Source organism: Nocardiopsis sp. iso_40 (assembly GCF_056173285.1).
In genome coordinates this window covers 2,330,962-2,353,703 of record NZ_CM149666.1, presented here as the reverse complement: position 1 = coordinate 2,353,703, position 22,742 = coordinate 2,330,962, and the positions used below count along the sequence as shown (strand labels likewise).

16 protein-coding genes, 1 other RNA gene and 1 pseudogene are annotated in these 22,742 nt (G+C 73.0%); 8 read left to right on the top strand and 10 right to left on the bottom strand.

Annotated features, from left to right (window positions below; translation table 11 throughout):
* Nucleotides 1–144 precede the first annotated feature (144 nt).
* Nucleotides 145–1,542 carry a septation protein SepH gene (gene sepH, locus AC0VYD_RS10365; RefSeq protein ID WP_475479662.1) on the top strand — a complete coding sequence of 466 codons (1,398 nt, stop codon included), beginning with the start codon at nucleotides 145–147 and terminating at the stop codon, nucleotides 1,540–1,542.
* 166 nt (nucleotides 1,543–1,708) lie between these two features.
* Here the strand turns inward: sepH and AC0VYD_RS10360 are convergent, their stop codons facing one another.
* Both AC0VYD_RS10360 and AC0VYD_RS10355 read right to left on the bottom strand, forming a co-directional pair.
* Entirely contained in the window at nucleotides 1,709–3,562 is a 1,854-nt protein-coding gene (locus AC0VYD_RS10360; protein WP_475479661.1) for a PH domain-containing protein, read from the bottom strand.
* Nucleotides 3,562–4,143: a PH domain-containing protein gene (locus AC0VYD_RS10355; protein WP_475479660.1), complete on the bottom strand. Its 582-nt coding sequence runs from the start codon at nucleotides 4,141–4,143 to the stop codon at nucleotides 3,562–3,564. The genes AC0VYD_RS10360 and AC0VYD_RS10355 overlap by 1 nt, the downstream gene beginning before the upstream one ends.
* Nucleotides 4,144–4,278: 135 nt before the next feature.
* On the opposite strand from AC0VYD_RS10355, the gene AC0VYD_RS10350 reads away from it, so the two are divergent.
* Nucleotides 4,279–5,253, top strand: a complete 975-nt coding sequence (locus AC0VYD_RS10350) for an ATP-binding cassette domain-containing protein (RefSeq protein ID WP_475479659.1) — start codon at nucleotides 4,279–4,281, stop codon at nucleotides 5,251–5,253.
* A complete protein-coding gene (locus AC0VYD_RS10345; RefSeq protein WP_475479658.1) occupies nucleotides 5,250–6,077 on the top strand; it encodes an ABC transporter permease in 828 nt (275 codons plus the stop codon). Before AC0VYD_RS10350 ends, AC0VYD_RS10345 begins: the two co-directional genes overlap by 4 nt.
* A gap of 48 nt (nucleotides 6,078–6,125) precedes the next feature.
* Here the strand turns inward: AC0VYD_RS10345 and AC0VYD_RS10340 are convergent, their stop codons facing one another.
* Complete coding sequence (locus AC0VYD_RS10340) at nucleotides 6,126–9,410, bottom strand: ATP-binding protein (RefSeq protein ID WP_475479657.1); 3,285 nt, start codon at nucleotides 9,408–9,410, stop codon at nucleotides 6,126–6,128.
* Nucleotides 9,411–9,667: 257 nt separating this feature from the next.
* Here AC0VYD_RS10340 and AC0VYD_RS10335 point away from each other — a divergent pair, with 257 nt between their 5' ends.
* The 3 genes from AC0VYD_RS10335 to AC0VYD_RS10325 all read left to right on the top strand — a co-directional run bounded on the left by AC0VYD_RS10335 (nucleotide 9,668) and on the right by AC0VYD_RS10325 (nucleotide 15,813).
* Nucleotides 9,668–10,279 carry a YbhB/YbcL family Raf kinase inhibitor-like protein gene (locus tag AC0VYD_RS10335; protein WP_475479656.1) on the top strand — a complete coding sequence of 204 codons (612 nt, stop codon included), beginning with the start codon at nucleotides 9,668–9,670 and terminating at the stop codon, nucleotides 10,277–10,279.
* A gap of 506 nt (nucleotides 10,280–10,785) precedes the next feature.
* Entirely contained in the window at nucleotides 10,786–13,074 is a 2,289-nt protein-coding gene (locus AC0VYD_RS10330) for a hypothetical protein (protein ID WP_475479655.1), read from the top strand.
* A gap of 381 nt (nucleotides 13,075–13,455) precedes the next feature.
* Nucleotides 13,456–15,813 carry a SulP family inorganic anion transporter gene (locus tag AC0VYD_RS10325; protein WP_475479654.1) on the top strand — a complete coding sequence of 786 codons (2,358 nt, stop codon included), beginning with the start codon at nucleotides 13,456–13,458 and terminating at the stop codon, nucleotides 15,811–15,813.
* On the opposite strand, the gene AC0VYD_RS10320 is transcribed toward AC0VYD_RS10325, so the two are convergent.
* The 7 genes and pseudogenes from AC0VYD_RS10320 to AC0VYD_RS10290 form a co-directional block, all read right to left on the bottom strand.
* Nucleotides 15,771–15,911, bottom strand: a complete 141-nt coding sequence (locus AC0VYD_RS10320) for a hypothetical protein (protein ID WP_191271220.1) — start codon at nucleotides 15,909–15,911, stop codon at nucleotides 15,771–15,773. The genes AC0VYD_RS10325 and AC0VYD_RS10320 overlap by 43 nt on opposite strands.
* A gap of 202 nt (nucleotides 15,912–16,113) precedes the next feature.
* Nucleotides 16,114–17,121, bottom strand: coding sequence for an HNH endonuclease (locus AC0VYD_RS10315; RefSeq protein ID WP_475479653.1), 1,008 nt, complete (start codon nucleotides 17,119–17,121; stop codon nucleotides 16,114–16,116).
* Nucleotides 17,122–17,286: 165 nt separating this feature from the next.
* Nucleotides 17,287–17,669: RNase P RNA component class A (gene rnpB / locus AC0VYD_RS10310), an RNA gene on the bottom strand.
* A gap of 10 nt (nucleotides 17,670–17,679) precedes the next feature.
* Nucleotides 17,680–18,345, bottom strand: a complete 666-nt coding sequence (locus tag AC0VYD_RS10305) for a histidine phosphatase family protein (protein WP_475479652.1) — start codon at nucleotides 18,343–18,345, stop codon at nucleotides 17,680–17,682.
* Complete coding sequence (locus AC0VYD_RS10300; protein WP_475479651.1) at nucleotides 18,342–19,103, bottom strand: zinc ribbon domain-containing protein; 762 nt, start codon at nucleotides 19,101–19,103, stop codon at nucleotides 18,342–18,344. The genes AC0VYD_RS10305 and AC0VYD_RS10300 overlap by 4 nt, the downstream gene beginning before the upstream one ends.
* Before the next feature lie 105 nt (nucleotides 19,104–19,208).
* Nucleotides 19,209–20,081, bottom strand: coding sequence for a Nif3-like dinuclear metal center hexameric protein (locus tag AC0VYD_RS10295; protein ID WP_475479650.1), 873 nt, complete (start codon nucleotides 20,079–20,081; stop codon nucleotides 19,209–19,211).
* A gap of 98 nt (nucleotides 20,082–20,179) precedes the next feature.
* Nucleotides 20,180–20,323 (bottom strand): annotated as a pseudogene (locus AC0VYD_RS10290) (DNA-binding transcriptional regulator); the annotation flags it as partial.
* A gap of 62 nt (nucleotides 20,324–20,385) precedes the next feature.
* On the opposite strand from AC0VYD_RS10290, the gene AC0VYD_RS10285 reads away from it, so the two are divergent.
* Both AC0VYD_RS10285 and AC0VYD_RS10280 read left to right on the top strand, forming a co-directional pair.
* A complete protein-coding gene (locus tag AC0VYD_RS10285) occupies nucleotides 20,386–21,795 on the top strand; it encodes an FAD-binding oxidoreductase (RefSeq protein ID WP_475479649.1) in 1,410 nt (469 codons plus the stop codon).
* Between the two features lie 121 nt (nucleotides 21,796–21,916).
* Nucleotides 21,917–22,738 (top strand): alpha/beta fold hydrolase, encoded by an 822-nt coding sequence (locus AC0VYD_RS10280; protein WP_475479648.1) that lies wholly within the window; start codon nucleotides 21,917–21,919, stop codon nucleotides 22,736–22,738.
* Nucleotides 22,739–22,742: the final 4 nt, after the last annotated feature.

The window sequence follows — 22,742 nt, the reverse complement described above, 5'->3', positions numbered from 1 at the left end:
GGTGCCCACCACGGGCCGGGAGGCGGGCACAGTTCGGACATGCCGGGCGCGGTACTGGCCGAACAGTTGTCGGCCGACCAGACTTGGAGAACGCGGGGGACGGTCCGCCGGACCGGCTCTCGACGGGACACGAAAGGGAGGGCGATGCACGAGCTTCGCCTCGTGGCCGTGAGTGAGGACGGCACCTACCTGGTGCTGGCCAGCACCGGCCGTGGAACCCGCTTCATGCTGCCCGTCGACGACCGCCTCCGTGCCGCAGTACGCGGCCAGTTCTCCCGGCTCGGCCAGTACGAGATCGAAGTGGAGAATCCGTTGCGCCCCAAGGAAATCCAGGCCCGCATCCGGTCCGGCGAGACCGCGGAGGCCATCTCCGAGATCTCCGGGATACCCATCGAACGGGTGCGCTGGTTCGAGGGCCCCGTCCTCCAGGAGCGCGAGTACATCGCGCAGCAGGCCCAGCGCGCCACCGTGCGTTCACACGGTGACGCCGCACCGGGCCCCTCCCTGGAGGAGGTGGTCACCAGAAGAATCGGCGCCCACCAGCTGGAGACCGGTGACGCGGTGTGGGACTCGTGGAAGCGGGAGGACCGTTCCTGGCAGCTCAAGCTCGTCTTCCTGCACGGCGGCGACGAGCGCGTCGCCCACTGGCTGTACGAGCCCAGACACAACAGCGTCGTCCCCGCCGACGAGGAGGCCGACCGGTTCTCATCCAACGAGCCCCTGGACGCGCCGCCCTCCCCCGGCACGAACGTCACACCCTTCGCCCCGCGCCGCAACGAGGCCGCCACCGACCTGCCCCGCCTGGACGCACAGTCCGCCGCCGAGCGACGTCACGACCACGTCGCCCCGCGCCGCCTGTCGCCCGCGCAGGACACGCCGTTGGACGACCCGCTGCACCCCGTGGCACGGCGCCCCGAGACCGACCAGTTCGGTGTCCCGCTCCGGGAGGAGCGCCACCGCCAGGCGCCGCAACCCCAGGAACCCGCACCCCGACGTCCCCTGGAGCGCCCCAGCGAACGGTTCGCGGAACGTCCGGACGAGGCGCCGCCCGCGGCGCCCCTGCCGCAGACGCACCGGCCCGCCGCGCCCCGGCCCGAGCCGGTCCACCGGCAGTTCACCGAACCGGCCGAGGCCCCGCCCGCTCGCCCCGAACCCCGCGGGTACGGGCTGGAGGAGAGCGGGCCCGCCGCCCGCCGGGCCCCCGAGCACGCCGAACCCCGGCAGCGGACCGGGCCTGACAGCGCACCGGAGTGGTCGGACGCCCCGCCCGCACCGGCGGCCGCGCCACGGACCGACCCGGAGGAGGGCCCGGCGGCCGAGGAGCCCGCACAGCAGCGGCCGCGCCGCCGCCGCGCCACCATCGACCTCAACGACGCCGGAACTCCGCGCCGCGCCGCCGGGGAGCAGCCGCCCGCGGCGGCCGTCCCGGCCGCGGCCAACGGCTCCACCGCCGCTGGTCCCGCCAAGCGCAAGGGGCGGGGGCGCCGGGCCTCGGTGCCCTCCTGGGACGAGATCATGTTCGGTTCGAAGAAGAACGACTGACCGAACGGCGCAGGGCTCCCGGAACAGCACAGGGGCACCCCGAACGGAACAAAGGTGCCGGGGACGCACCGGCACACCCCGTGGGAGGGCGGTCGCACGAGAGCGGCCGCCCTCCTCCCCGTCCCGGCACCGCCTGCCGGGGGCACCCCCGGTGCCCCAGGCCGTGTCAGCCCGTCCCCCGCAGATCGTCCGCCCAGCCCTCCTCGTCCCCGTCCGCGGCCAGGAAGGGCCGCACCATCTCGGGGGTGACCCGGGCGGCGAAGTCCACGGACTCCGCAAGGGAGGCGTCCTGTGCGGTGTAACCGCCCGCACCCGCACCCACGGTGACCTGGAGGTCCGCCAGGCGGGACCGGCGCTGGAAGAGGGTCTGGGTCCAGGTCCACCCGATCACCGCGGACCGCTCCACCGTGGCCTGGGAACGGGACAGCGACCCCGAGCGCACACTCACCCGTTCACCGTCGTAGCCGTGCCCCAGCGAACGGTAGCGGTCGACCGCGAGGGGCACCCCCAGCAGAGCCAGGAACCCGGCGGCCACCGCCGGCCACACGGCGCCCAGGGCCAGGGCCACGGCCGCCACCGCGGCGAAGGGCAACACCGCACGGATCAGCCGCCGGTACAACGCCGCCCGGGGGTGCCGGATCAGCGACCCCCGGAACAGGGCCAGGGCCCCGCCCACGACCTCCTCCACCCGGGGCCTCGGGCCGACCGGCAACAGCACCGCGCGGGTGGCGGTGTCGCCCAGGCCGGTGACGATGGCGCGCAGACCCACCGCCCCGCGGGTGCGTTCGAGGGGGTTGTCCAGCAGTTCGTACCCGCGGATGCGCCGCTTCTCCAGGGTGACGCTGCGCCGGGTGAACAGGCCGCGCTCGGCGACCAGGGAGCCGTCCCGGTCCCTGAGTGAGAACCCCCAGTGGGTCAGGGAGTAGGAGACCACCGCGAACACCGGCATCAGCGCCACCAGCACACCCACGGACGCCGTCCCGAACACGACCAGGAAGGCGCGGTCGGTACTGGTCACCCAGTCGACGAAGAAATCGGTGGCCACCTCCCCGGCAGACTGCTGGACCGTGCCGAGCAGGGTCGCCAGGACGACGAACGGGGTCAGCAGGTAGCCCAGGCTGAGCAACCCGTACAGGTACCAGCTCCGGGGCATCGTGAAGTGGGTGACGGCGTCATCGGCGTCGCCGGTGTCATCGGCTGCCCCGTCCGCGCTCGGCGGGTCCTGCGCTCCGGAGGCGTGCCGACCGGCCTCGGAGCCGTGCGCCGACTCCCCGGACCGTTGGCCCTGCCCCGCCGCCGCGTCCCGTCCGGTGAGCACGGCCCTACGGTGCAGCAGTACCCGGCGCAACCGCTCGGCCTCGGCGGCGGAGACCGCGTCGAGTTTGCCGTCCTCGGTGGCCCCGGCCGACCCGGCCGCCGCCTCGATCCGGACCACCGCGACACCGAGCATCCGGTGCAGGAGGGTGCTGGTGACGTCCACCCCGCGGACGCGTTCCAGCGGGATCGTGCGCCGGGAACGCCGGATGAGCCCCCTGCGGATCTCGATCCGGTCCTCCTCCACCTCGTAGCGGAACGTCCGCCAGGTGACGAACCCGCCGATCAGGAGTGCGACGACGCCGGCCCCCGTGGCCGCCAGCAGCCAGGGGTTGAACCCACCGACCACCAGGCCGGCCAGGACGGGCAGGAGAAGGTTCCTGAGCTGGTTGATCGGACCGACGACCATGCTGCGCGGGCTGAGCTGGCGGGCACTGCGCGCGCCGAGGTCGGCGGGCGGCCCGCCCCCGGGCGCCTCCCCCCACCAGGAACGGGGCTGTTCGGTGGCGGAGGGCGCGTCGGCGGCGGACGCGCCGCCGGCAGGGGCCGGGTGTGCGGAACCGGGTTCGGTGGCGTCCGCCGCGCCCCGCTCCGGTTCACGCGCGGTTCCGGAAGGTGTACTGCCCGGCGCGACCCAGCCGCCCGTCGCGGGGTCGGTGGGTTCGGCGCCGTGGGGGTTCGGTTCGGGTTCGTGCCGTCGGTCCATCAGGTCGCGTCGTCCCGCAGGGTTCCGGCACGCACGGCGAGCTCCTCGCTGAGCCGGCGCGCCTCGTCGGAGTCCAGGCCCTCGATGGTCGAGGAACCGGCGTAGGAGGCGGTCTGGACCTGGAGCGTGGCCACGTCGAAGACCCGCTCCAGCCAGCCCTGGGTGTGGTCCACGGTCTGGAGCCGGTTGACCGGAACCAGCTGCCAGGTGCGGCTGATCCACCCGGCCCGGGTGTAGATGACGTCCGCGCCGACCTCCCACCGGTGCACCCGGTACCGCCAGGAGGGCACGATCGCGATCTTGGCCAGCGCGTACACCGAGTAGGCCACCGGCAGCATCCAGGCGTTCTCCGCCACCCGCCCGGGGATCCAGGCCCAGGGCGCCGAGCTCGCGCCCCAGGCGAGAAGGCTCAACACGACCAGGTTGAGGACCGCCCCGAAGAGCAGCCGCAGCGTCCACACCCCGATCGCGCGTCCGCTCACCCGCCGCGAGGGCGGGCGCAGTCGTGCGCCGACGGTCCGTTCGGGTGGCTGCGGGGGCTCTCCCCCCGGGGGAATGGCGTCATGCGGCGGGGTGTTCATCACCTGCACGAGTCTAGGCCGTGGTGTCCCGGACGGGACGTACGCCGATGGTGTCAGAGCGGGGCGAGTCAGACTGTCAGCGTTCTGTCAGTGCAGGTCGGCACACTTGGGGACAGACGTTGAAACGGAGGACCAATGACTGACGCCATCCGCGCGGAAGGGCTGGTCAAACACTTCAAGGGCAAGACCGCCCTGGACGGTGTGGACCTGACGGCCGAGTCGGGGGCCGTGCTGGGCGTCCTGGGGCCCAACGGGTCCGGGAAGACCACGACCGTGCGCATCCTCTCCACCCTGCTCAGGCCCGACGCCGGGCACGCCACCGTCGGCGGCTTCGACGTGGTCCGCGAACCACACGAGGTACGCCGCCAGATCGGCCTGACCGGGCAGTACGCGGCCGTGGACGCCGAACTGACCGGCACCCAGAACCTGGTGCTCATCGCCCGCCTGCTCGGGTTCGGCCGCGCCGACGCCCGGTCCAGGGCCGGGGAGCTCCTGGCGCGCTTCGGGCTCGCCGACGCCGCCGACCGCCCCGCCAAGACCTACTCCGGCGGGATGCGCCGGCGGCTGGACCTGGCGGCGAGCCTGGTGGGACGGCCCACCCTGCTGTACCTGGACGAACCGACCACCGGCCTGGACCCGCACAGCCGGATCGGCCTGTGGGAGGTCGTGCGCGGACTCGTGGACGACGGCGTGACCGTGCTGCTCACCACCCAGTACCTGGAGGAGGCCGACCAGCTCGCCGACGACATCATGGTCCTGGACCACGGCCGGGTGATCAGCCGGGGCACCCCCGAGGAGCTGAAGAACCAGGCGGGCGACCAGGTGCTGCAGCTGCGCACCGTCGACCCCGCGCAGCTGCCGCTGGCCACCCGGATCGTGGAGGCCGTCACCAGCACCCCGGCGACCACGGACGGAATGCTCCTCAGCGTCCCGGTCGCCGACTCCGGCGTCCTGCCCGAGACGGTGCGCCGCCTGGACGAGCAGGGAGTGTCCGTCGCCGAGCTCTCCCTGCGCAGGCCGAGCCTGGACGAGGTCTTCCTCGCCCTCACCGGGCACACCGCCGAAGACGAGACCACGGGCACACCCGCGACCGAAGGGACCCCCGCATGAGCACCGTGACGACCCCGACGCGAACGGTGTCGGGAGGCGCCCCGGTGGCGCCGCCGAACATCTCCCCGCTGACCACCGTCCAGAACGGGCTCCAGCTCACCTGGCGCAGCATCCTGAAGATCAAGGCCAACCCCGAAGAGGTCTTCGGGCTCATGCTGCAGCCGGTCATGTTCGTGACCCTGTTCGTGTTCGTCTTCGGACAGGCGATGATGGGCGACTGGCAGGCCTACCGCGACTTCCTGATGCCCGGCATCATCGCGCAGTCGGTCATCTTCGCCACGATGGGCACCGGTTTCAGCCTGAGTCAGGACGTGGAGAAGGGGATCTTCGACCGGTTCCGGTCCCTGCCCATCGCTCGTTCGGCCCCGCTGATCGGTGCGGTCCTGGGCGACCTGGTGCGCTACGCGATCACCGTGGTCATGGTGATGCTCGTGGGACTGGCCATCGGTTTCCGCCCCGAGGGCGGGGTGACCGGTGTGGTCGCCGCCAGTGCGCTGGTGCTGCTGTTCGCGTTCGCGCTGTGCTGGATGTCGGCCTTCGTGGGCATGATCGTCCGCACACCCATGGCCGTGCAGTCGTTCGCGATGATCCTGCTGTTCCCGCTGACCTTCGGCAGCTCGACCTTCGTCTCGCCGGACGACATGCCGGGCTGGCTGGCTCCGATCGCCGCGAACAACCCCGTCACCCACGTCGTGGACGCCATGCGCGGGCTGATGCTCGGCGGCGACGTCGCCGGTCCCCTGGCCTGGACCCTGGTCTGGACCGTCCTGATCACCGCGGTCTTCTTCCCGCTGGCCGTGTGGGCCTACCGCCGACGCACCTGACGCACCGCCGCGGGGCGGCACCGCGCTCCGCGGCGCCGCCCCGCGGGCTCAGCGCGCCCAGTCGCCCAGGTCGACGTCGTCCGGCACGATCGGGGCCAGCCACCGCGCCACCCGGGCGCGGATCGCCTCCGCCCCGGCGCCCTCGCCCCGGGCCGACCGCTGCCGGAGTCCGGCCTCGCCCAACCGCTCCACCAGGAGCTCACGGACCCTTAGCCCCCTCGGCGAGGCCGAGTCCGCGACACCGCGCAGGGCGGTGGCGTAACCGAGCAGGAGGGCGGCCCACTCCGGGTCCTGCTCGGCCACCATGCCCGCGAAGGCGTCCAGGACGTCGGCGCTGACCGTCCCCAACCCGTGCCGGGACAGCCACCAGGCCCGGCCCGCCTCCCGCCAGGCCCGGCCGGTGTCGCCCTCGTCCCAGGCCAGGTCCGCGGCCAGGAGCCGCCAGGCGGGTTCGAGGTAGGCCGGTGCGAAACCGCCCAGACCGGCGACGGTCGGCTCGGTCCGGTCCATCAGCCTCCGGGCCTGGTCGGTACGGCCCGCGGCGCGCAGCCACTGGACCCGGGTCTGGCTGAGCACCACCAGCTGCTCGCCCTCCGCCGAGGTCCCCGCGAGCTGCTTCAGGTCCTGCTCGGCGCCCTCCAGGTCGCCCAGGTCGACGAGGATCTGGGCCCTCCGGGTCCGGAAGACGGCCGCCATCCCCTCCAGCCCGCGCTCCCGGGCCAGATCGACGCCCTCGGCGAGCAGGAAGCGACACCGTTCGAGGTCGGTGAAGCGGGCGATGTCCACCAGTTGGATGAGCGCGTGGCACTGGCCCCACACGTCCCCGAGCCCGCGCATGGCCTCCAGCGCGGTCGAGGCGCGTTCCAGGGAGCGCTCCGCCTGCCCGAAGACCGCGTCCAGCAGCGAGAGCATCAGATACGTGGCCGCTCTGGCCCAGGCGTCCGGCTGCCCTTCCAGGGCCTCCTCCAGGCGTGCGCGGGCCGGGCTGTCCGGCCGGCCGTCCGACAGCGCGTGGTAGACCAGGCAGAGGATGAGCAGTGGGTGGTCCTCCACCCGACGCCCCACGCTCCGGAGTACCTCCTCCACCCGGGCGATCCGTGCCAGGACGACCGTGCGGCCCAACCCCGTCTCACCGGACGTGTGGAACAGGCAGCTGGCGTAGGCCACCTCGCGCCCCGCGGGCGGCCGGTCCCCGACCAGCTCCAGCGCCTGCTCCGACCAGCGGTGGACCTGCCGCCAGCCCCCGACCAGGGTCCAGTACCACTGGGAGTACTCGACCAGGTCCAGGGCCAGGGCGGCGTCCCGGCGCTCCAGCGCCCACTGGAAGGCGGCCGCGCAGTTGTCGGCCTCCCGGCCGAGCCGGTCGATCCACCTTCCCTGGTCGTGTCCGCGCAGTTCGGGGTCGGCCCGCCTCCACAGGTCACGCGCGTACCGGGCCTGGGTGTCCCGGACCCGTTCCTGCTCCCCGCTCCGCACCAGGCGCTCGGCCGCGTAGGCGCGGACCGTCTCCAACTGCCGGTAGCGGGGAGGGGCGTCCTCGCGTTCGGAGGTCTCCGCGATCAGGAGGGACTTGTCCACGAGAGCGAACAGGACGGCCCACACGTCGTGCCCGGCGACGGTCCCCGGCGCGCCCTCGGGGTCGGAACCGACCCGCTCGACCGCGTCCAGGTCGGCCCCGCCGGGGAAGACCGCCAGACGGCCCAGCAGGAGGCGTTCGGGTTCGTCGAGCAGTTCCCAGCTCCAGTCGACCACGGCGCGCAGGGTGCGGTGTCGGGGCAGTGCCGAGCGGTTTCCACCGGTGAGCAGGCGGAACCTGTCACAGAGGCGGGCGGCGAGCTGGGCGGGCGACATCGCCCTGAGTCTGGCCGCGGCGAGTTCCAGGGCCAGCGGCATGCCGTCCAGCTCCCGCATGATCCGGACGACGTGGGCGACGTTGTCGGGGCCGACCGTGAACCCGGGCCGCACCGCCTCGGCGCGCTCGGTGAACAGCACCACGGAGGTGTAGGTACGGGCCTCCTCGACGTCGGCGTCCTCGGGGGGCAGGGCAAGGGAGGGCACCGGTAGGAGGCTCTCCCCGTCCACCCCCAGCGGCTCCCGCGACGTGGCGAGTACGCGCAGGTTCGGGCAGCGCGACAGCAGGGTCTGCACGATGCGGGCGGTGTCGGCCACCAGGTGCTCGCAGTTGTCCAGCACGACCAGGCCCGCACGCTCGCCCAGGAAGGCGAGGACCCTTTCCAGGGAGGGCTGGGGCGCCGTGCCGGTACGTGCCTGGAGCACCGTGTGCCCGCGCAGTTCCAGTGCGGTCGCGATCGCGTCGGGCAGGTCGTCCCCCTGTCGTACGGGGGCGAGCTCCACGAACCAGACCCCGCCGGAGACCAGTTCGGGGGTGCGTTCGACCAGGGTCGCGGCGGTCTCGACGGCGAGACGGGTCTTGCCCGAGCCGCCGGGGCCGGTGAGCGTGGCCATGCGCGCGCAGGACAGGCGGGCGACCGCGGCGGACACCTCGGCCTCACGGGGGACGAAACTGGTCAGGTGCCGGGGCAACCGGACCACTTCGGGCGGGTCCGGAGCTCCGCGCGGTCCGGGCGCCGTGGCGGCGAGCTCCCCGCGGAGCAGGCGCAGGTGGGTTTCGCGCAGGCGGGCGGAGGGGTCCAAGCCGGTCTCCTCGGCCAGCCGCTTGCGGAACTCCTCGTAGGCGGCGAGGGCGTCGGCGGTGCGACCGTTGCCCGCCAGGGCGCGCATGAGCAGTTCGACGGGGCGCTCGCGCTGCGGTTCGCGTGCGGCCAGGGCCTCCGCCTCGGGCAGGGCCTGTGCGAAGCGGCCCAGTTCGATGCGGGCGCACAGGTGGTCCTCCAGCACCGTGCGATGGGTCTCGGACAGTCGCAGCGCGATGTCGTCGGCGACTCCCCTGGCGGTGAGGTCGGGCAGGGCCGGGCCGCGCCACAGGGAGGCCGCGGCGGACAGGACGCGTTCGGCCTCCCGGGGGCGGCCGACCTGGAGCCGGTCCCCTCCGCGTCTGGCCAGGTCCTCGAACTCGTGCAGGTCGACCTGCCCGGGCACGACGTCCAACCGGTAGCCGGAGGCGTCGCCGTGCAGGCGGGTCCGCTCGCCCAGGGCGCGGCGCAGTCGGGAGGCGAGGGCCTGGAGGGCGTTGCCCGCGGCCGCGGGGACGTCCTCCCCCCAGATCGCGTCGGTGAGCTGTTCGTTGGCCACCTGTTGGCCGGGGCGGAGCAGGAGCAGGATCAGGAGGGCGCGCAGGCGCGCGCCGCCGATGGTGATGGGGTGCCCCGAGGCGTCGTGCACCTGGAGGGGGCCCAGAATGGAGAACCGCACCGACCCATGATCACCGATCGGGGCGGCGGGCGCCCGTCGGCGCCGTGCCCGCACCGGAACGGCGCGGGCACGCCGAACTCCCGGAATCCCGGGGCCGGGGCCGATCGCAGTAGGGTTCGCTCAGGACCGTTTTCCGGGACCCGTGGTGGTTCCCGTGCACGCGGTTCCACCGTGACCGCTCCGGGGCCGCCCCGGTACCGGGTCCGGTCCACAGCGAGTCTCGCCTTTTGGCCCGAAAGTCCAGCAGGAGCCCCATTTTGTTCCCGGTCTTGCCTTCCACCCGGACCACCGCCGCGCGCGGCGCAGCCCGAACGTCCCCCGGTGCCCGGGTGGGAGCCGTGGCGGCGGGGGCCGCCCTGCTCGCCTCGACCGGCTGCGGAGTGCTGTCCTCGGACCTGCGCGGTGAGATGCCGACCGACATCAACGTGAGCAGCCCGATGATGCAGGAGGGGGAACCGTTGCCGGTGGCGTACACCTGCGACGCCGAGGGCGACCCGGTCTCGCCGCCGCTGAGCTGGTCGGGGTTGCCCGACGATGTCGGCTCGATCGCGCTGGTGGTGGACGATCCGCGCGACGCCGTCGTGTTCTGGCTGGTCTACGACCTGGACCCGCAACTGGTCGAACTGCGGCAGAACACCGTTCCGGCCGACGCGAAGTTGGGTCAGAACACCGCCGGAGACACCGCCTACGGGGCGCCGTGCCCGGAGGAGGGGGACGTGCACGAGTACCGTTTCACCGTCTACGCGCTGGAGGGGACCCTGGACCTGCCCGAGGGGGCGGCTCTGGACCTGACCCTGGAGGCCATCGCGGAGCAGGCCGTGGCCCGGGGGAAGCTGGTCACCAACAGCGAGGCCGCCACCGGCGACTGAGACTGCGGTCCTGCGGACGGACGCCTCCGGGGGCGGCGTCCTCCTCCCCCGCCGGTTCCCGGGGCGGCGCGGACCGCCTTTCGGGACCTGCCGACGCCGTTCGCCCCCGTACGCGAGCGCCCCGGCTACCCCGCCCCACCAACGGTGAAACGGGCCCTACCGAGCGTTTCCGTCGGTCCGGGCCCCTGCGGTGCCGCTCCTGACGGAGGGCTCGGGGATTAACCGAGGAAGCTCGTATCGCCCTCTGCACACAGCGCACGACAGCACATACAGTAGGGCTGTGCCCCTCGCCCCTTTTCAGATGACCGATTCCCGTCCACCCGCTCCGCGGCACCCTGACCTGAGACCGCGTCGGAACACCGGCGGCCGCACCCTGCCAGGCACACGGGCTCAGCGCAACGGGGTCACGCGGGACCGGGCCGCCGCCTCTTCCCGACCGGCCCCTGCCCGGCCGGTCCCCGGCGCTCCCCGGGCGCGGCCGACCTCCCCAAGGTAGTGCGTACATCATGACCGTCACCGTCATCATCATCATCGCCGTCATCGTCGTGCTCGCCGTGCTCGTGCTCCTGCTGTTGGGTATGCGCGCGCTCAGCCTCGGCTCGCGGGAGGACGACTACGAAGACGAGTACGAGTACGACGACGTCGAGGACAGCGGTCCGGACGACCGGCCCGACCGGGGAGAGGGACCCGAGGACGAGGAGGCGGCCCCGCGAGGCCGTTCCCGCAGGTCGCGTCAGGGCGGGGGCAGGACTGAGCGACGCCCCAGGGGCAGGCGTCAGCGCGGGGTCGACTGGGAGGACGGCCCCGAGGAGCTCTCCGACAACGACTTCTGGTCCAGCCTGAGCGACGAGGCCCCCGACCGGCCCGGGGCGGGACGCCGCGGTGACGCCGGGGACGGCTACGCGGACGAGGAGTACGACGACGGTTACGACGACCGCGAAGAGACCGCGGGGCGGGAACCCTTCGAGCAGGGGCCGCCCAGCGGGCCCGACGCCCTGCCGTCCGCGTCAGGCGCCTCCGGAGCCCCCGGGACGGGCGCGGGTTCCACGGCCGACCTGGCGATGCTGGCCAGTCTGGGCCAGGGCGGTACCCCCGCCCAGCCCGAGCCCGCTCCCCGCCATGCGGAGCAGTGGCCCCCGGAACCGGCCCCCCGGGCCGGGGACACCGGAGCGCGTCCGGCCGACGCGGGCCCGGGGCAGTCGGCGCTGTCGTCCGGCCAGGGCCTGCCGCCCACGCAGGGACTCCCGCCGGTCCAGCCCGCGGCGCCCCGGGCCGCCTCTGACGACGACCCCCTGGGACCGGGCTCCTGGACGCCCCGGCCGCCTTCGACGGGTGACCCGTTCGAGGGCCGCGAGCCCCTCAGGCCCACTGAGCGGCGTGATCCGCTCGCCCCGCCCCCCCTGGAGGGTTCCTCCTCGGGCGGCACGGGCGGCAGTGGACACTCGCCCTACGAGAGCGGGTCGATGAACCGTTCCGACTACCCGTCCCTGAGCGGTACGGAGCGCTCCGTTCCCGCCGATCCGCTGGACCCGGGTTTCCGTCCGGGAACCTCGGGTGAGAGAGAACTGGGCTCCCCGATCTGGTCCAGCATGGACACCGGCGCCCACCAGCGCCCGGACCTGTCCTCGACGGGCGGCTACGGCAGCGGGCCGGACACGGGCAGCGGCGCCCCGTCCTTCCCCGGCACGGGCGCCCGACCCTCCACGGGTCAGCCGATGGGTGGCCCGAACACGCCCGGGCACCCCCTTCCCGGGGACGCCGCCTCTCGGACCGGCGGGTACCCGGCGGGTTCCTTCCGGCCGGAACCGGCCTACGGCACGGACCCCTTCGCCCGACCCGCCTACGACACCGGCACCCACCAACGCAGCCCCTACGACAGCGGCACCCACACCCGACCGGACTACCCGAGCGGCCCCCCGCACACCCCCTCCCGCCCCGAGTACGACACCGGCCAGCACACCCGACCCACCTACGACACCGACCCCTTCGCCCGACCCGCCTACGACACCGGCACCCACCAACGCAGCCCCTACGACAGCGGCACCCACACCCGACCGGACTACCCGAGCGGCCCCCCGCACACCCCCTCCCGCCCCGAGTACGACACCGGCCAGCACACCCGACCCACCTACGACACCGACCCCTTCGCCCGACCCGCCTACGACACCGGCACCCACCAACGCAATCCCTACGACAGCGGCACCCACACCCGACCGGACTACCTGTCCGGTCCCTCCGGTCCGAACGTCCCGGGCGGCGTCCCCAGTGACCAGGGCAACGACCAGTTGTGGGGAGCCCAGGACGACACCGGCGCCTTCGGTGCGGCGAGCCGCCCGACGACGCCGGGCGGGGGCCGGGCCCCCGACCCCTCCTCCCCGTTCGGCCACGGCCCCGGACCCCTCAGCCAGAACGGTCCCGGCCAGGGCGTCCCCGGGTACCCCGGTGCGCCGGGGCACCCGACCGGCGGTTACCAGTCCGGCCAGTTCAGCGGGGACCTCCCGACCGCCTACCCGGGCCACACACAGCAGAGCGACCCCTACGGCCACCCGATGAACCCCGGCGGTCGGGGGACGCCCCCCGGGGACGGCTACTCCGATGTCCTGAGTGGCGGCTTCGCCCCACAACCCCCCGAGTCCGACTACGGTTACCCGCCCCTGGAGGGCTGGCAGCCGCGCGGCGAGGAGGCCGAGGGCCCGAACGGGCCCGGCCAGCGGCACGGGAACGGCCCCTACGGTCGGCCCGCGCCCGGCCGTGACTACTACGAGGGCGGCTACGAGGACGGGCGCTTCCGCTAGGAACCGCGCCCCGGTCCGCCCCTCGGGGTCGGAACGGGACCGCGCCCCGTTCCGGACACACCACCCGGAGTGACGACCGCGCCGAGCGCTTTGGGGCCCGGCACCCACCGCTTCACACCGCCGAGGCTGCGGGAGACCCCCGCAGCCTCGGCTTTGTTATGTCCCGTTCTGCCCCGCGAACGTGTGAAGCCGGGAAAATGGTTACCGAAACCACAACAGTTCGTAACACAGGGTCACCCATATTGACTACAATCAGTGATTGACAAAGCACCCTTCGCGGTTCCGCTGTCGTCACGCGTCCAGCCGCGCCCCGTCCCGGACACCGCCCGTCCCCGTGCGCCCACGCATACACCTGCCTGGTCCAACCCGAACGGAGCAACCATGCGCAACGACGCCCAGGGAGCACCACCCGAGCAGCCGGAGGCCACCTCCTCCCCGTTGCCCGGGACCCACACGGATCGCAAGGGGGTCGCCGCCGACGTCGGTGCCTCCCTCGTGGTCTTCCTGGTCGCCGTCCCCCTGTCCCTGGGGATCGCCGTAGCCTCCGGCGCTCCCCTGATCGCCGGGATCATCGCCGCCGTCGTCGGCGGCATCGTCGTCGGGCTGATCGGCGGATCGATGGTGCAGGTCAGCGGACCCGCCGCCGGTCTGACCATCATCGTCGCCGACCTGATCATGACCTACGGGTGGCGGGTCACCTGCCTGATCACCCTGCTGGCCGGACTGGTCCAACTCACCCTGGGCGTCTTCCGCATCGCGCGGGCCGCCCTGGCCATATCCCCCGCCGTCGTCCACGGCATGCTCGCCGGTGTCGGCGTCACCATCGCCCTCGCCCAACTGCACGTGGTCCTGGGCGGGGCACCGCAGAGCTCCGCTCTGGCCAACATCACGGACCTGCCCGAGCAGATCGCGCACAACCACACCGCCGCGGTGGCGGTCGGTGTCATCACCATCGCGATCCTGTTCGGCTGGAACCGCCTGCCCGCCATCGGCCGGATCCGGCCCGGGATGGTGCCCACCGCCCTGGTCGCGGTGGGCACCGCCACGGTCATCGCCACCCTGGGACGCTGGGAGGTCGAGACCGTCGCCCTGCCCGCCTCGATCTCCGACGCCTGGAACGGGCCCATGCTGCCCGAGTCCGGCCAGTGGCACGGCATCGCCCTGGCCGTGGCCGCCGTGGCCATGGTCGCCAGCGTCGAGTCGCTGCTGGCCGCGATCGCGGTGGACCGCCTGCACAGCGGCCGCCGGGTCATGCTCAACCGCGAACTGATCGGCCAGGGCGCGGCCAACACCGTCAGCGGCGCCCTGGGCGGCCTCCCCATCGCCGGGGCGATCGTACGCAGCACCGCCAACGTGCGCGCGGGCGGCCACAGCCCGCTCTCCACGGTGCTGCACGGGATCTGGATCCTGCTGTTCGTCGTCCTGTTCGCGCACGTGGTCGAAATGATCCCGATGGCGGCCCTGGCCGCGCTCCTGGTGTTCAGCGGGGTGCAGATGGTCTCCGTCGCCCGCCTGCGCGACCTCCGTCGGCACCACGAGGCCAGCGTCTACCTGGTGACCCTGGCCGGCGTGGTGCTCATCGGGCTGCTGGAGGGGGTGTTCCTCGGGTTCGCCCTGGCCATGGTCGTCTCCCTGCGCCGGCTGACCAGGCTCACCGTGGTCACCGAGGAACGCGCCGACCGCGTGCACGTCACCGTGCACGGTTCGCTGACCTTCCTGGGCGTGCCCCGGCTCGCGCACGTGCTGCGGACCGTCCCCCAGGGCGCCGCGGTCGACCTGGACCTGCACGTGGACTTCATGGACCACGCCGCCTTCGAGGCCATCCACGCCTGGCGGGTGGACCACGAGCGCGCCGGCGGCAGCGTCGACATCGACGAGGTCCACGAGAAGTGGTACGCGCGCAGCTCCACCAGGTCGGCGCCGGCCGCCAAGACCATCCCCAAGGGCCGCTGGTGGGCGCCGTGGGAGATGCGCCGCGAGTCGGGGACCGCTCCGGAGGTGAACCCGCTGGGGCTGCTCACCGCCGGGGCCCGCGAGTACCACGCCGGGACCGCGGACCGGATGCGTTCGGTGATGAGCCGCCTCGCACACGGCCAGAGCCCGACCGCCCTGTTCGTCACCTGCGCGGACTCACGGGTGGTACCGAACCTGATCACCGCGAGCGGGCCGGGCGACCTGTTCACCCTGCGCAACGTGGGCAACCTGGTGCCGCCGCACGGCAGCGCCGACGGCTCCGCCGGGGCGGCGGTGGAGTACGCGGTGAACGTTCTGCGGGTGCCCTCGATCGTGGTCTGCGGGCACTCCCACTGCGGTGCCATGCGGGCCCTGTCGGAGAAGACCCACCAGGGCCCGGAGGAGGCGGAGACGGCGCACCTGCGCCGCTGGCTGGCCAACGGCGAGGGGAGCCTGCGGCGGGCCGGGGCGGACACAGGGGCTCTGGCGGGCCTTCCGGCCCCGGAGGCTCTGCGCCGTCTGGCCCAGGCCAACGTGGTGGAGCAGCTCGGCAACCTCATGGGGTACCCGGTCGTCCGCGAACGGGTGGAGTCGGGTGAGCTGACCCTGTCCGGGATGTACTACGACCTGGAGACCGCCAAGGTGCACCTGCTGGACGCCGAGACCGGGGAGTTCTCCCCCGTACAGGGCGTCCAGGACGTGCCCGAACCGGTGCCGTACCCCAGGGAGGGCACGGCGGGGGATCAGCCGTCGTCCTCGGGCGCGTCGTCACGCCCGTCCTGCTGAACACCTGAGGCCTGGTAGGCGGCGAGCAGGATGATCGCCACGATCGCCAGGATCGGCAGACCGAAGAGGACCACCCAGAAGCCGGTGGAGTCGAACAAGAGTCACCCATTCCCGTGAACGCGGATGCCCGCCGGACCACCGACCCCGGAAACGTCGGCCCGCGGGCGTTCGCGCTCCGGGAGGCAACCGGGGTACGGAGCGCAGGCCCAATCTACCGGTGCCACAGGGGATGTAGCCATCACCGGCAGGCTGTAACCGTGTATCCGCGGACCGCCGAAACCCCTCCGGCACCGCCGTTCCTCACCTCTGCTGCCGACCCACTACCGCCCTCAGCTCCTCGGGGGTGATCCAGTCCTTACTGCGATGGATCATTCGATGGCAGTTGGAGCACAGCAGCGCCAGGTCCTCCAGGCGGGTCCGGCTCTCTCCGATGTGGTGCAGGGGGACGACGTGGTGGCACTCGATATACCCCTGTCCCCGCTCCCCGTAGAACCTTCCGAAGTCGAACTCACACACCTCACAGGCGACCGGCAGACCCTTTTTTCGTACCTGGTCGATCCTGGCCCGACGGAGCTTCGGATCGCGCTCACGGCTCCGGTGGGCGCGGAGGAGGAGACGGCCCTCCGCCGCGCTGAACTCCTCGCCCTCTACCGAGTCGTCCACCGGCAACTGGCCCTCGAACTCCCCGGACAGCGCGCGTATGCGCGCAGCAACAGCCGTCATTCTTTCCGGCTCCTCCCAGAAAGCACGAACGATCTCCTTGTCCAGCTTGCCGCCCTTGGTCGCCGCACCCGTGTAGCCGGGGCGGCTGGTGGCCAGGTCGGTGGTCTTGCGCGAGACGCTGTGGGGGCTCCGGAACGCGTCGGACCTGGCGCTCACGGGGTGCAGCGGGAGTCGTCGCAGCAGAGCTGACAGCTCGGTCACTCCCGTGTCCCCCGAGCGGAGCTCCTTCCAGCCGTTGTCCACCACCAGGGCACAGGCGAGGATGATCTCGTCCTGTTCCCAGGCGGGATCACGCAGGAATCGGACCTGGAAATCCAGGTCACGCAGGAGACGCCCCACATGCTGTTCCCCTCCGGAGAACTCGGAGGACTCCAGAGCACGGCCCGAGACGAACTTGTGGGCGACTCCGACGACGGCCTTGGAGTCGTAGGTTCTTCCCTCGTACTCCAACAGGTACGACCTGGCCTCCTTGAAGCCGTAGCGCTGGAGGAAGTCAGTTCTCCCCAGCGTGTCGCACTCCTGGATCGCCTGCAGGACAGCGGTTCGGGTGATGTCGGACAAGCCCATGGAGGAAGCGTAGGCCACACCTCGGACATCCGGCCCCCGTGAGGGGTCAGGGGTGCGCGGAGCTTTGGAGCCGGAGTGCGCTCGTCCTGGCGCAGTGCCACGGTCGTCCTATCGGCACTGCCGGGGCCCGCCCCGCCGCGCTCGGCCACCAGGCACGAAAGCTGACAGCAGGGGCGGAAGAGAGGAGGGAGTCGGCCGGTAAGCCGGATTCTGTCGGTCCGAAGACCGGACGGTCATCCATCTGGGGCCGCCGTTGCCGACGACCTCGGTGCGGTCTACCCGCGGACTCGGGCGGGCCGCCCTCGAACATCCGCGCGGGAACCCGAAGGCTCCCTTTTTGACCTTGCTCCGGGTGGGGTTTACCTAGCCGACCGGATCGCTCCGGCCGCTGGTGGTCTCTTACACCACCGTTTCACCCTTACCACCGCAAGCGGTGGCGGTCTGTTTTCTGTGGCACTGTCCCGCGGGTCACCCCGGGTCGGTGTTACCGACCACCCTGCCCTGTGGAGTCCGGACTTTCCTCGAACCCGCGCTGGGCGCGGGGCCGCGACCGTCTGGCCGACTCCCCCTCTGTCCCTAGCCTACCGCTCCCCGGGAGGTCCGCCGATCCAGATGCGCGGTGTCGTTGAGGGAACGCACCACCTGGGGTCCGTCCGCGTAACAGTCCACCTCGGTCAGGCACGCGGTGTCCAGGTGCATCCGGTACAGCGCTCCGACCGGGGCGAGCATCGCCTGCTGCACGGCCACCTTGATCGGGGTGACGTGACTGACCACCAGGACCCGGCGGCCCCGGTGGCGTTCCAACAGGGCGTCACGGGCCCCGCCGACCCGACGGGACACCTCGGCGAAGCTCTCACCGCCGGGCGGCCCCGTTTCGGGGTCGGCCAGCCACCGGCTGACGTGCTCGGGGTCCCGTTCCCGGGCCTCGCCGAAGGTCAGCCCCTCCCAGGCCCCGAAATCGGTCTCCACGAACCCCTCGTCCACCTCCACCGCGAGGCCCAGCAGGTCCGCCGCGTACCCCGCGGTCTGCCGGGTACGCAGCAGCGGGGAGGAGACCACGGCCTCGATCCCCCACCCGGACAGGCGGCGGGCGGCCGCCTCGGCCTGGGCGTGGCCCTCGTCGGTGAGGGGGATGTCACCGCGTCCGGCGAAGCGGCGTTCCACGGACAGCGGGGTCTGGCCGTGCCTGAGCAGGACAAGGCGGGTCGGTTCGGTGTCCGGCCCGCCCCACCCCCCGCTCATTCGGCGGCGGGGGTGCCCAGCCCCGACTCCTCGGTGCGCACCAGGATGCGGCGGCAGTCCTCGCAGCGCACGACCTCGTCGGCGGGGGTCGCGCGGATCTCGTTGAGCTCCACGGTGCTCAGTGCCAGCTTGCAGCCGTTGCAGCGGCCGTAGCGCAGCGGAGCGGCCGCCACGCCGTCGTACTGGGCGCGCAGCTTGTCGTACAGCCCCAGCAGGTCGGCGGGGACGTCCTCGGCGACCCGCTGACGGTCCTGGGTGAGGCGGGTGCGGTCCCACTGGATCTCGGCGGCCGCGGTGTCCCGGCGGGCGGTGACCTCGGTGAACTTGGCCACCGCGGCCTCGCGCTCCTCGGCCAGGCGGCTGACCTCGGCGTTGAGCGCCTCGGCCTGCTCCATGACCTCCAGGACGACCTCCTCCAGCTCGGACTGGCGGCGGCCCAGGGACTCGATCTCCGACTGCAGGTTCTGCAGGTCCTTGGAGTTGGTGATCTGCCCCGACTCCAGGCGCTTGGCGTCACGCTCGGCACGGGTGCGCACCTGGTCGACGTCGCTCTCGGCCTTGCGCTGATGGCGTGCGACGTCGGAGACCCTGGTCTGCGCGGTGATCAGTTCGGCGTCGAGGGCGTCGGCGCGCTCCTTGAGCTCGGCCGCCTCGGCGATCTCGGGCAGGCTCCGGAGACGGTGGTCCAGACGGTGGAGCTGGGAGTCGAGCTCCTGGAGGTCGAGAAGTCTGGCCTGAGCGGCGGGTTCGGCTTTCACTTGGAGTCTCCTGGGAATCGCGGTTGGGAGGCCGGGGAGGCCGCCCGCGCCCTGTGCAGTTGTGGTCTTCTGGGTGGATCTCTTGGAACGGGTCCCGCACACGCTCTACACGTGCTGGAAGGTCCGTGACCAGGCGTCCGTCACGGTGGTCGACACTCGGAACTCCACGTTAGCCCCATTCTGGCCGCCCGCGCGCCCGAGCGCGTCACTCAGGTGCTCGGCGCCGTCGGCCAGCCAGGGCCACTCGCTGGCGAAGTGGGCGGTGTCGATCAGCGCGGGGCCGCCAGGCCGTTCGACGAACTCCGACGCCGGGTGGTGGCGCAGGTCGGAGGTGACGTAGGCGTCGACCCCGGCGGCGCGGGCCGCGCCGAGCAGGGAGTCGCCCGCTCCCCCGGAGACCGCGACGGTACTGACGAGGCGGTCGAGGTCGCCAGCCACGCGGACACCGCCCGCGGTGGCGGGCAGCCCGCGGGCGACCTGCTCGGCGAAGTCGCGCAGGACGAGCGGCTGGTCGAGCTCACCGATCCGGCCGATCCCGCGCCGCCCCTCCGGGTCGGTGGTGTCGGGCTCCAACGGGCGCAGCCGCCCGGTGACCCCGACCGCGCGGGCCAGGGCGTCGGACACCCCGGGTGAGGCGGTGTCGGCGTTGGTGTGCGCGGTGTACAGGGCCACTCCGGAACGGATCAGGCGGTGCACGATCCGGCCCTTGGGGGTGTCGGCCGCCACGCTGGTGACCCCGCGCAGCATCAGCGGATGGTGCGTGACGATGAGGTCGGCGCCCCAGGTCACGGCCTCGTCGACCACCGCGTCCACCGGGTCGACCGCGAACAGGATCCTGCCCACCGGCTGCGCGGGGTCACCGCAGACCAGACCGACGGCGTCCCAGGAGGCCGCCCACTGCGGCGGATAGACCTCCTCGAAGGCGGCGGTGACGTCGGACAGGGTGACTGGCTGCGCGGTCGAGGTGCTCACGGGCACGAGACTAACGGTCTGCCCGCCCGAGCGTGAAAACGCCGGTGTCGGCGGTTCCTCACCGGTCCAGAAGGCCGGCCGCCCCGCTCAGCCGGTCGGTGACCTCGGCGGGGGCGTCGAGTGCGGACCCCGAGCCGTTCGGTGAGTTCGGCCCCGCTCCACTCCCGGCGGACCTGGAGCAGGGACAGCAGGCGCAGCAGCCGCTGCGGAAGGGTGCCCCGTACCGACCCCGCGCTCTCCCGATCCATGGATTCCATGCTGCCAGTCATCGCGGCCGTGATGTGACCGCATTGCTTCCTACGGTGGCCGCATGAGTGAGACCGAACGTGAAAGCACTGAAACCACGAGGACGACCGAGGTACTGAACGCACTGCGAGCCGGGGTGTCCGGGCCGGTGCACGCACCCGGGAGCGGGGGCCACGAGAGGGGCCGTTCGGGGATGCAGCAGCTGGAGCGGCACGCACCCGACGCGGTGGTGGAGGCCGCCACCGCCGGGGACGTGCGCGCCGCGGTGGCGGTCGCCGCCGACCTGGGCCTGCCCGTGGCCGCGCAGCGCACCGGGCACGGCCACGGGAGCGGGATGCGCGGAGGTGTCCTGGTGGACACCCGACGACTGTCGGGGGTGCGGATCGACCCCGAGCAGCGCACGGCCCGCATCGGGGCCGGGGCCACCTGGCAGGACGTGGTCGACGCCGCCGCGCCACACGGGCTCGCCCCGCTCTCGGGCAGCGCTACCGGGGTGGGGGCGGTCTCGTACACCCTCGGCGGAGGGCTGAGCCTGCTGGGCCGCCGGTACGGGTACGCCGCCGACCACGTACGGAACCTGGACCTGGTCACCGCCGGGGGAGAGCACCTGCGGGTGGACGAGGGCACCGACCCGGACCTGTTCTGGGCCCTGCGCGGCGGAGGAGGCTCCTTCGGGCTGGTCACCGGGGTGGAGCTCGACCTGTTCCCGGTGGCGCGCCTGTACGGCGGCAGCCTGTACCTGGACGCGACCCGCGCCCCGCGGGCCCTGGAGGACTGGCGGCGGCGGACGGAGGGGAGCCCCGAGGAGCTGACCTCCGGGGTGTCGGCACTGGTCTACCCGGACATGGAGGGGGTCCCCGAACCCATGCGCGGGCGGCTGGTCGTCCAGGTCTCCCTGGCCTGGTCCGGCCCTGCGGAGCGGGGCCCCGCCCTGGTGGAACCGCTGCGTTCGGTCGCCCCGGTGCTCCTGGACACCCTGCGCGAACTCCCCTACACCGAGTCCGGGTCCGTGTTCGACGAGCACGACGACCGGGCCGGGTTCCGCGGCGAGGGGATCCTGGTGGACTCCCCGGAGCCCGAGGCCCTGACCGCGCTCCAGGCGCTGGTCGCCGCCGAACGCCCCTTCATGGGCGTGGTCTGGCTGCGCCACCTGGGAGGGGCCATGGCCCGGCCGCCCCGGGTCCCCGACGCGGTCGGCCACCGGGGCGCCGCCCACGCGCTGAGCACCCTCACCTTCGCCGGCCCCGAGGGCGTCGACACCGCGGCCATGGCCGAGCTGCGCGCCGGGGTCTCGGGGCTCTTTACCGAGCACACGCTGGGACGTTCGGCCAACCTGAGTTTCGGCCCGGTGGGCGAGGACGAGGTGGGTGCCATGTACGAGCCCGCGGTCCTGCGGCGTCTGTCGCGGATCCGGGACCGGATGGACCCGCACCGTCGGATCCACTCGAACCGTCCGATCCCGCCCGCGGACTGAGCCGCCGCCCCGCCCGGGTTCCGCACCGGAGCCACCGCTTCCGCTTCCCGAAATCCGGTTGCCCGCGGCCCGGACGCCGCCTAGCGTTCAGACATCGACCACGAAGGCGGGGGTGCGGGACATGCTGGACACGAAGGTCGTCCTCGACGGACGCGAGGTCGCCTACACCGACATCGGCGACCCGGACGGCACCCCCGTCCTGTTCTTCCACGGCGCGCCGATGAGCCGTAAGAACCTGGGCGACCAGGACGGGGACTTCGCGGCGGCGGGGCTACGGGTGATCTCCCCGGACCGTCCCGGGTACGGGGGCTCCTCCCCCGCGCCCGGACGCACCCTCACCGGCTGGGCCGAGGGCACGGCCGGACTCGCCGACGCCCTCGGCCTGGACCGCTTCCTGGTGGCGGCGCACTCCTCCGGTGGTCCCTACGGGGTGGTCACCGCCGCGCTGCTGCCCGGACGGGTGCGCGGTACGGCCGTCCTGGGCGGGGTCACCGACTTCTCGTGGGAACCGGCCTGGGAGGACTACGTCGAGGACGAGAAGGCCATGATGCGCCTGCCCGACGAACAGGCCGCCCTGGAGTGGGGTGAGCGCAACCTCGGAGACCGCCCCTCCGAGTGGCCCGGGCCCGACCGCGAACTGTTCGCCGAACGGCACGTCCCGCACCTGGCCGCGGCGGCCAAGGACGCCTTCGCCCAGGGGGTGGGCGGCTACACACAGGACTCATGGGTGCAGGGCCGCCCCTGGGCCTTCGACCCGGCGGACGCCGAGGCTCCGTTCCTGGTCGTGCACGGCGAACAGGACACCGTCGTCCCCATCGCGCACTCCCGGCACACCGCCGGCCTCGTACCCGGGGCGGAGCTGCGCGTGCTGCCCGGCCACGGGCACGTCACCGTGCTGTGGGAGCTGCCCGGCCTGCTCAGCGAGCTCCGCGACCGCAGCTGAGCGG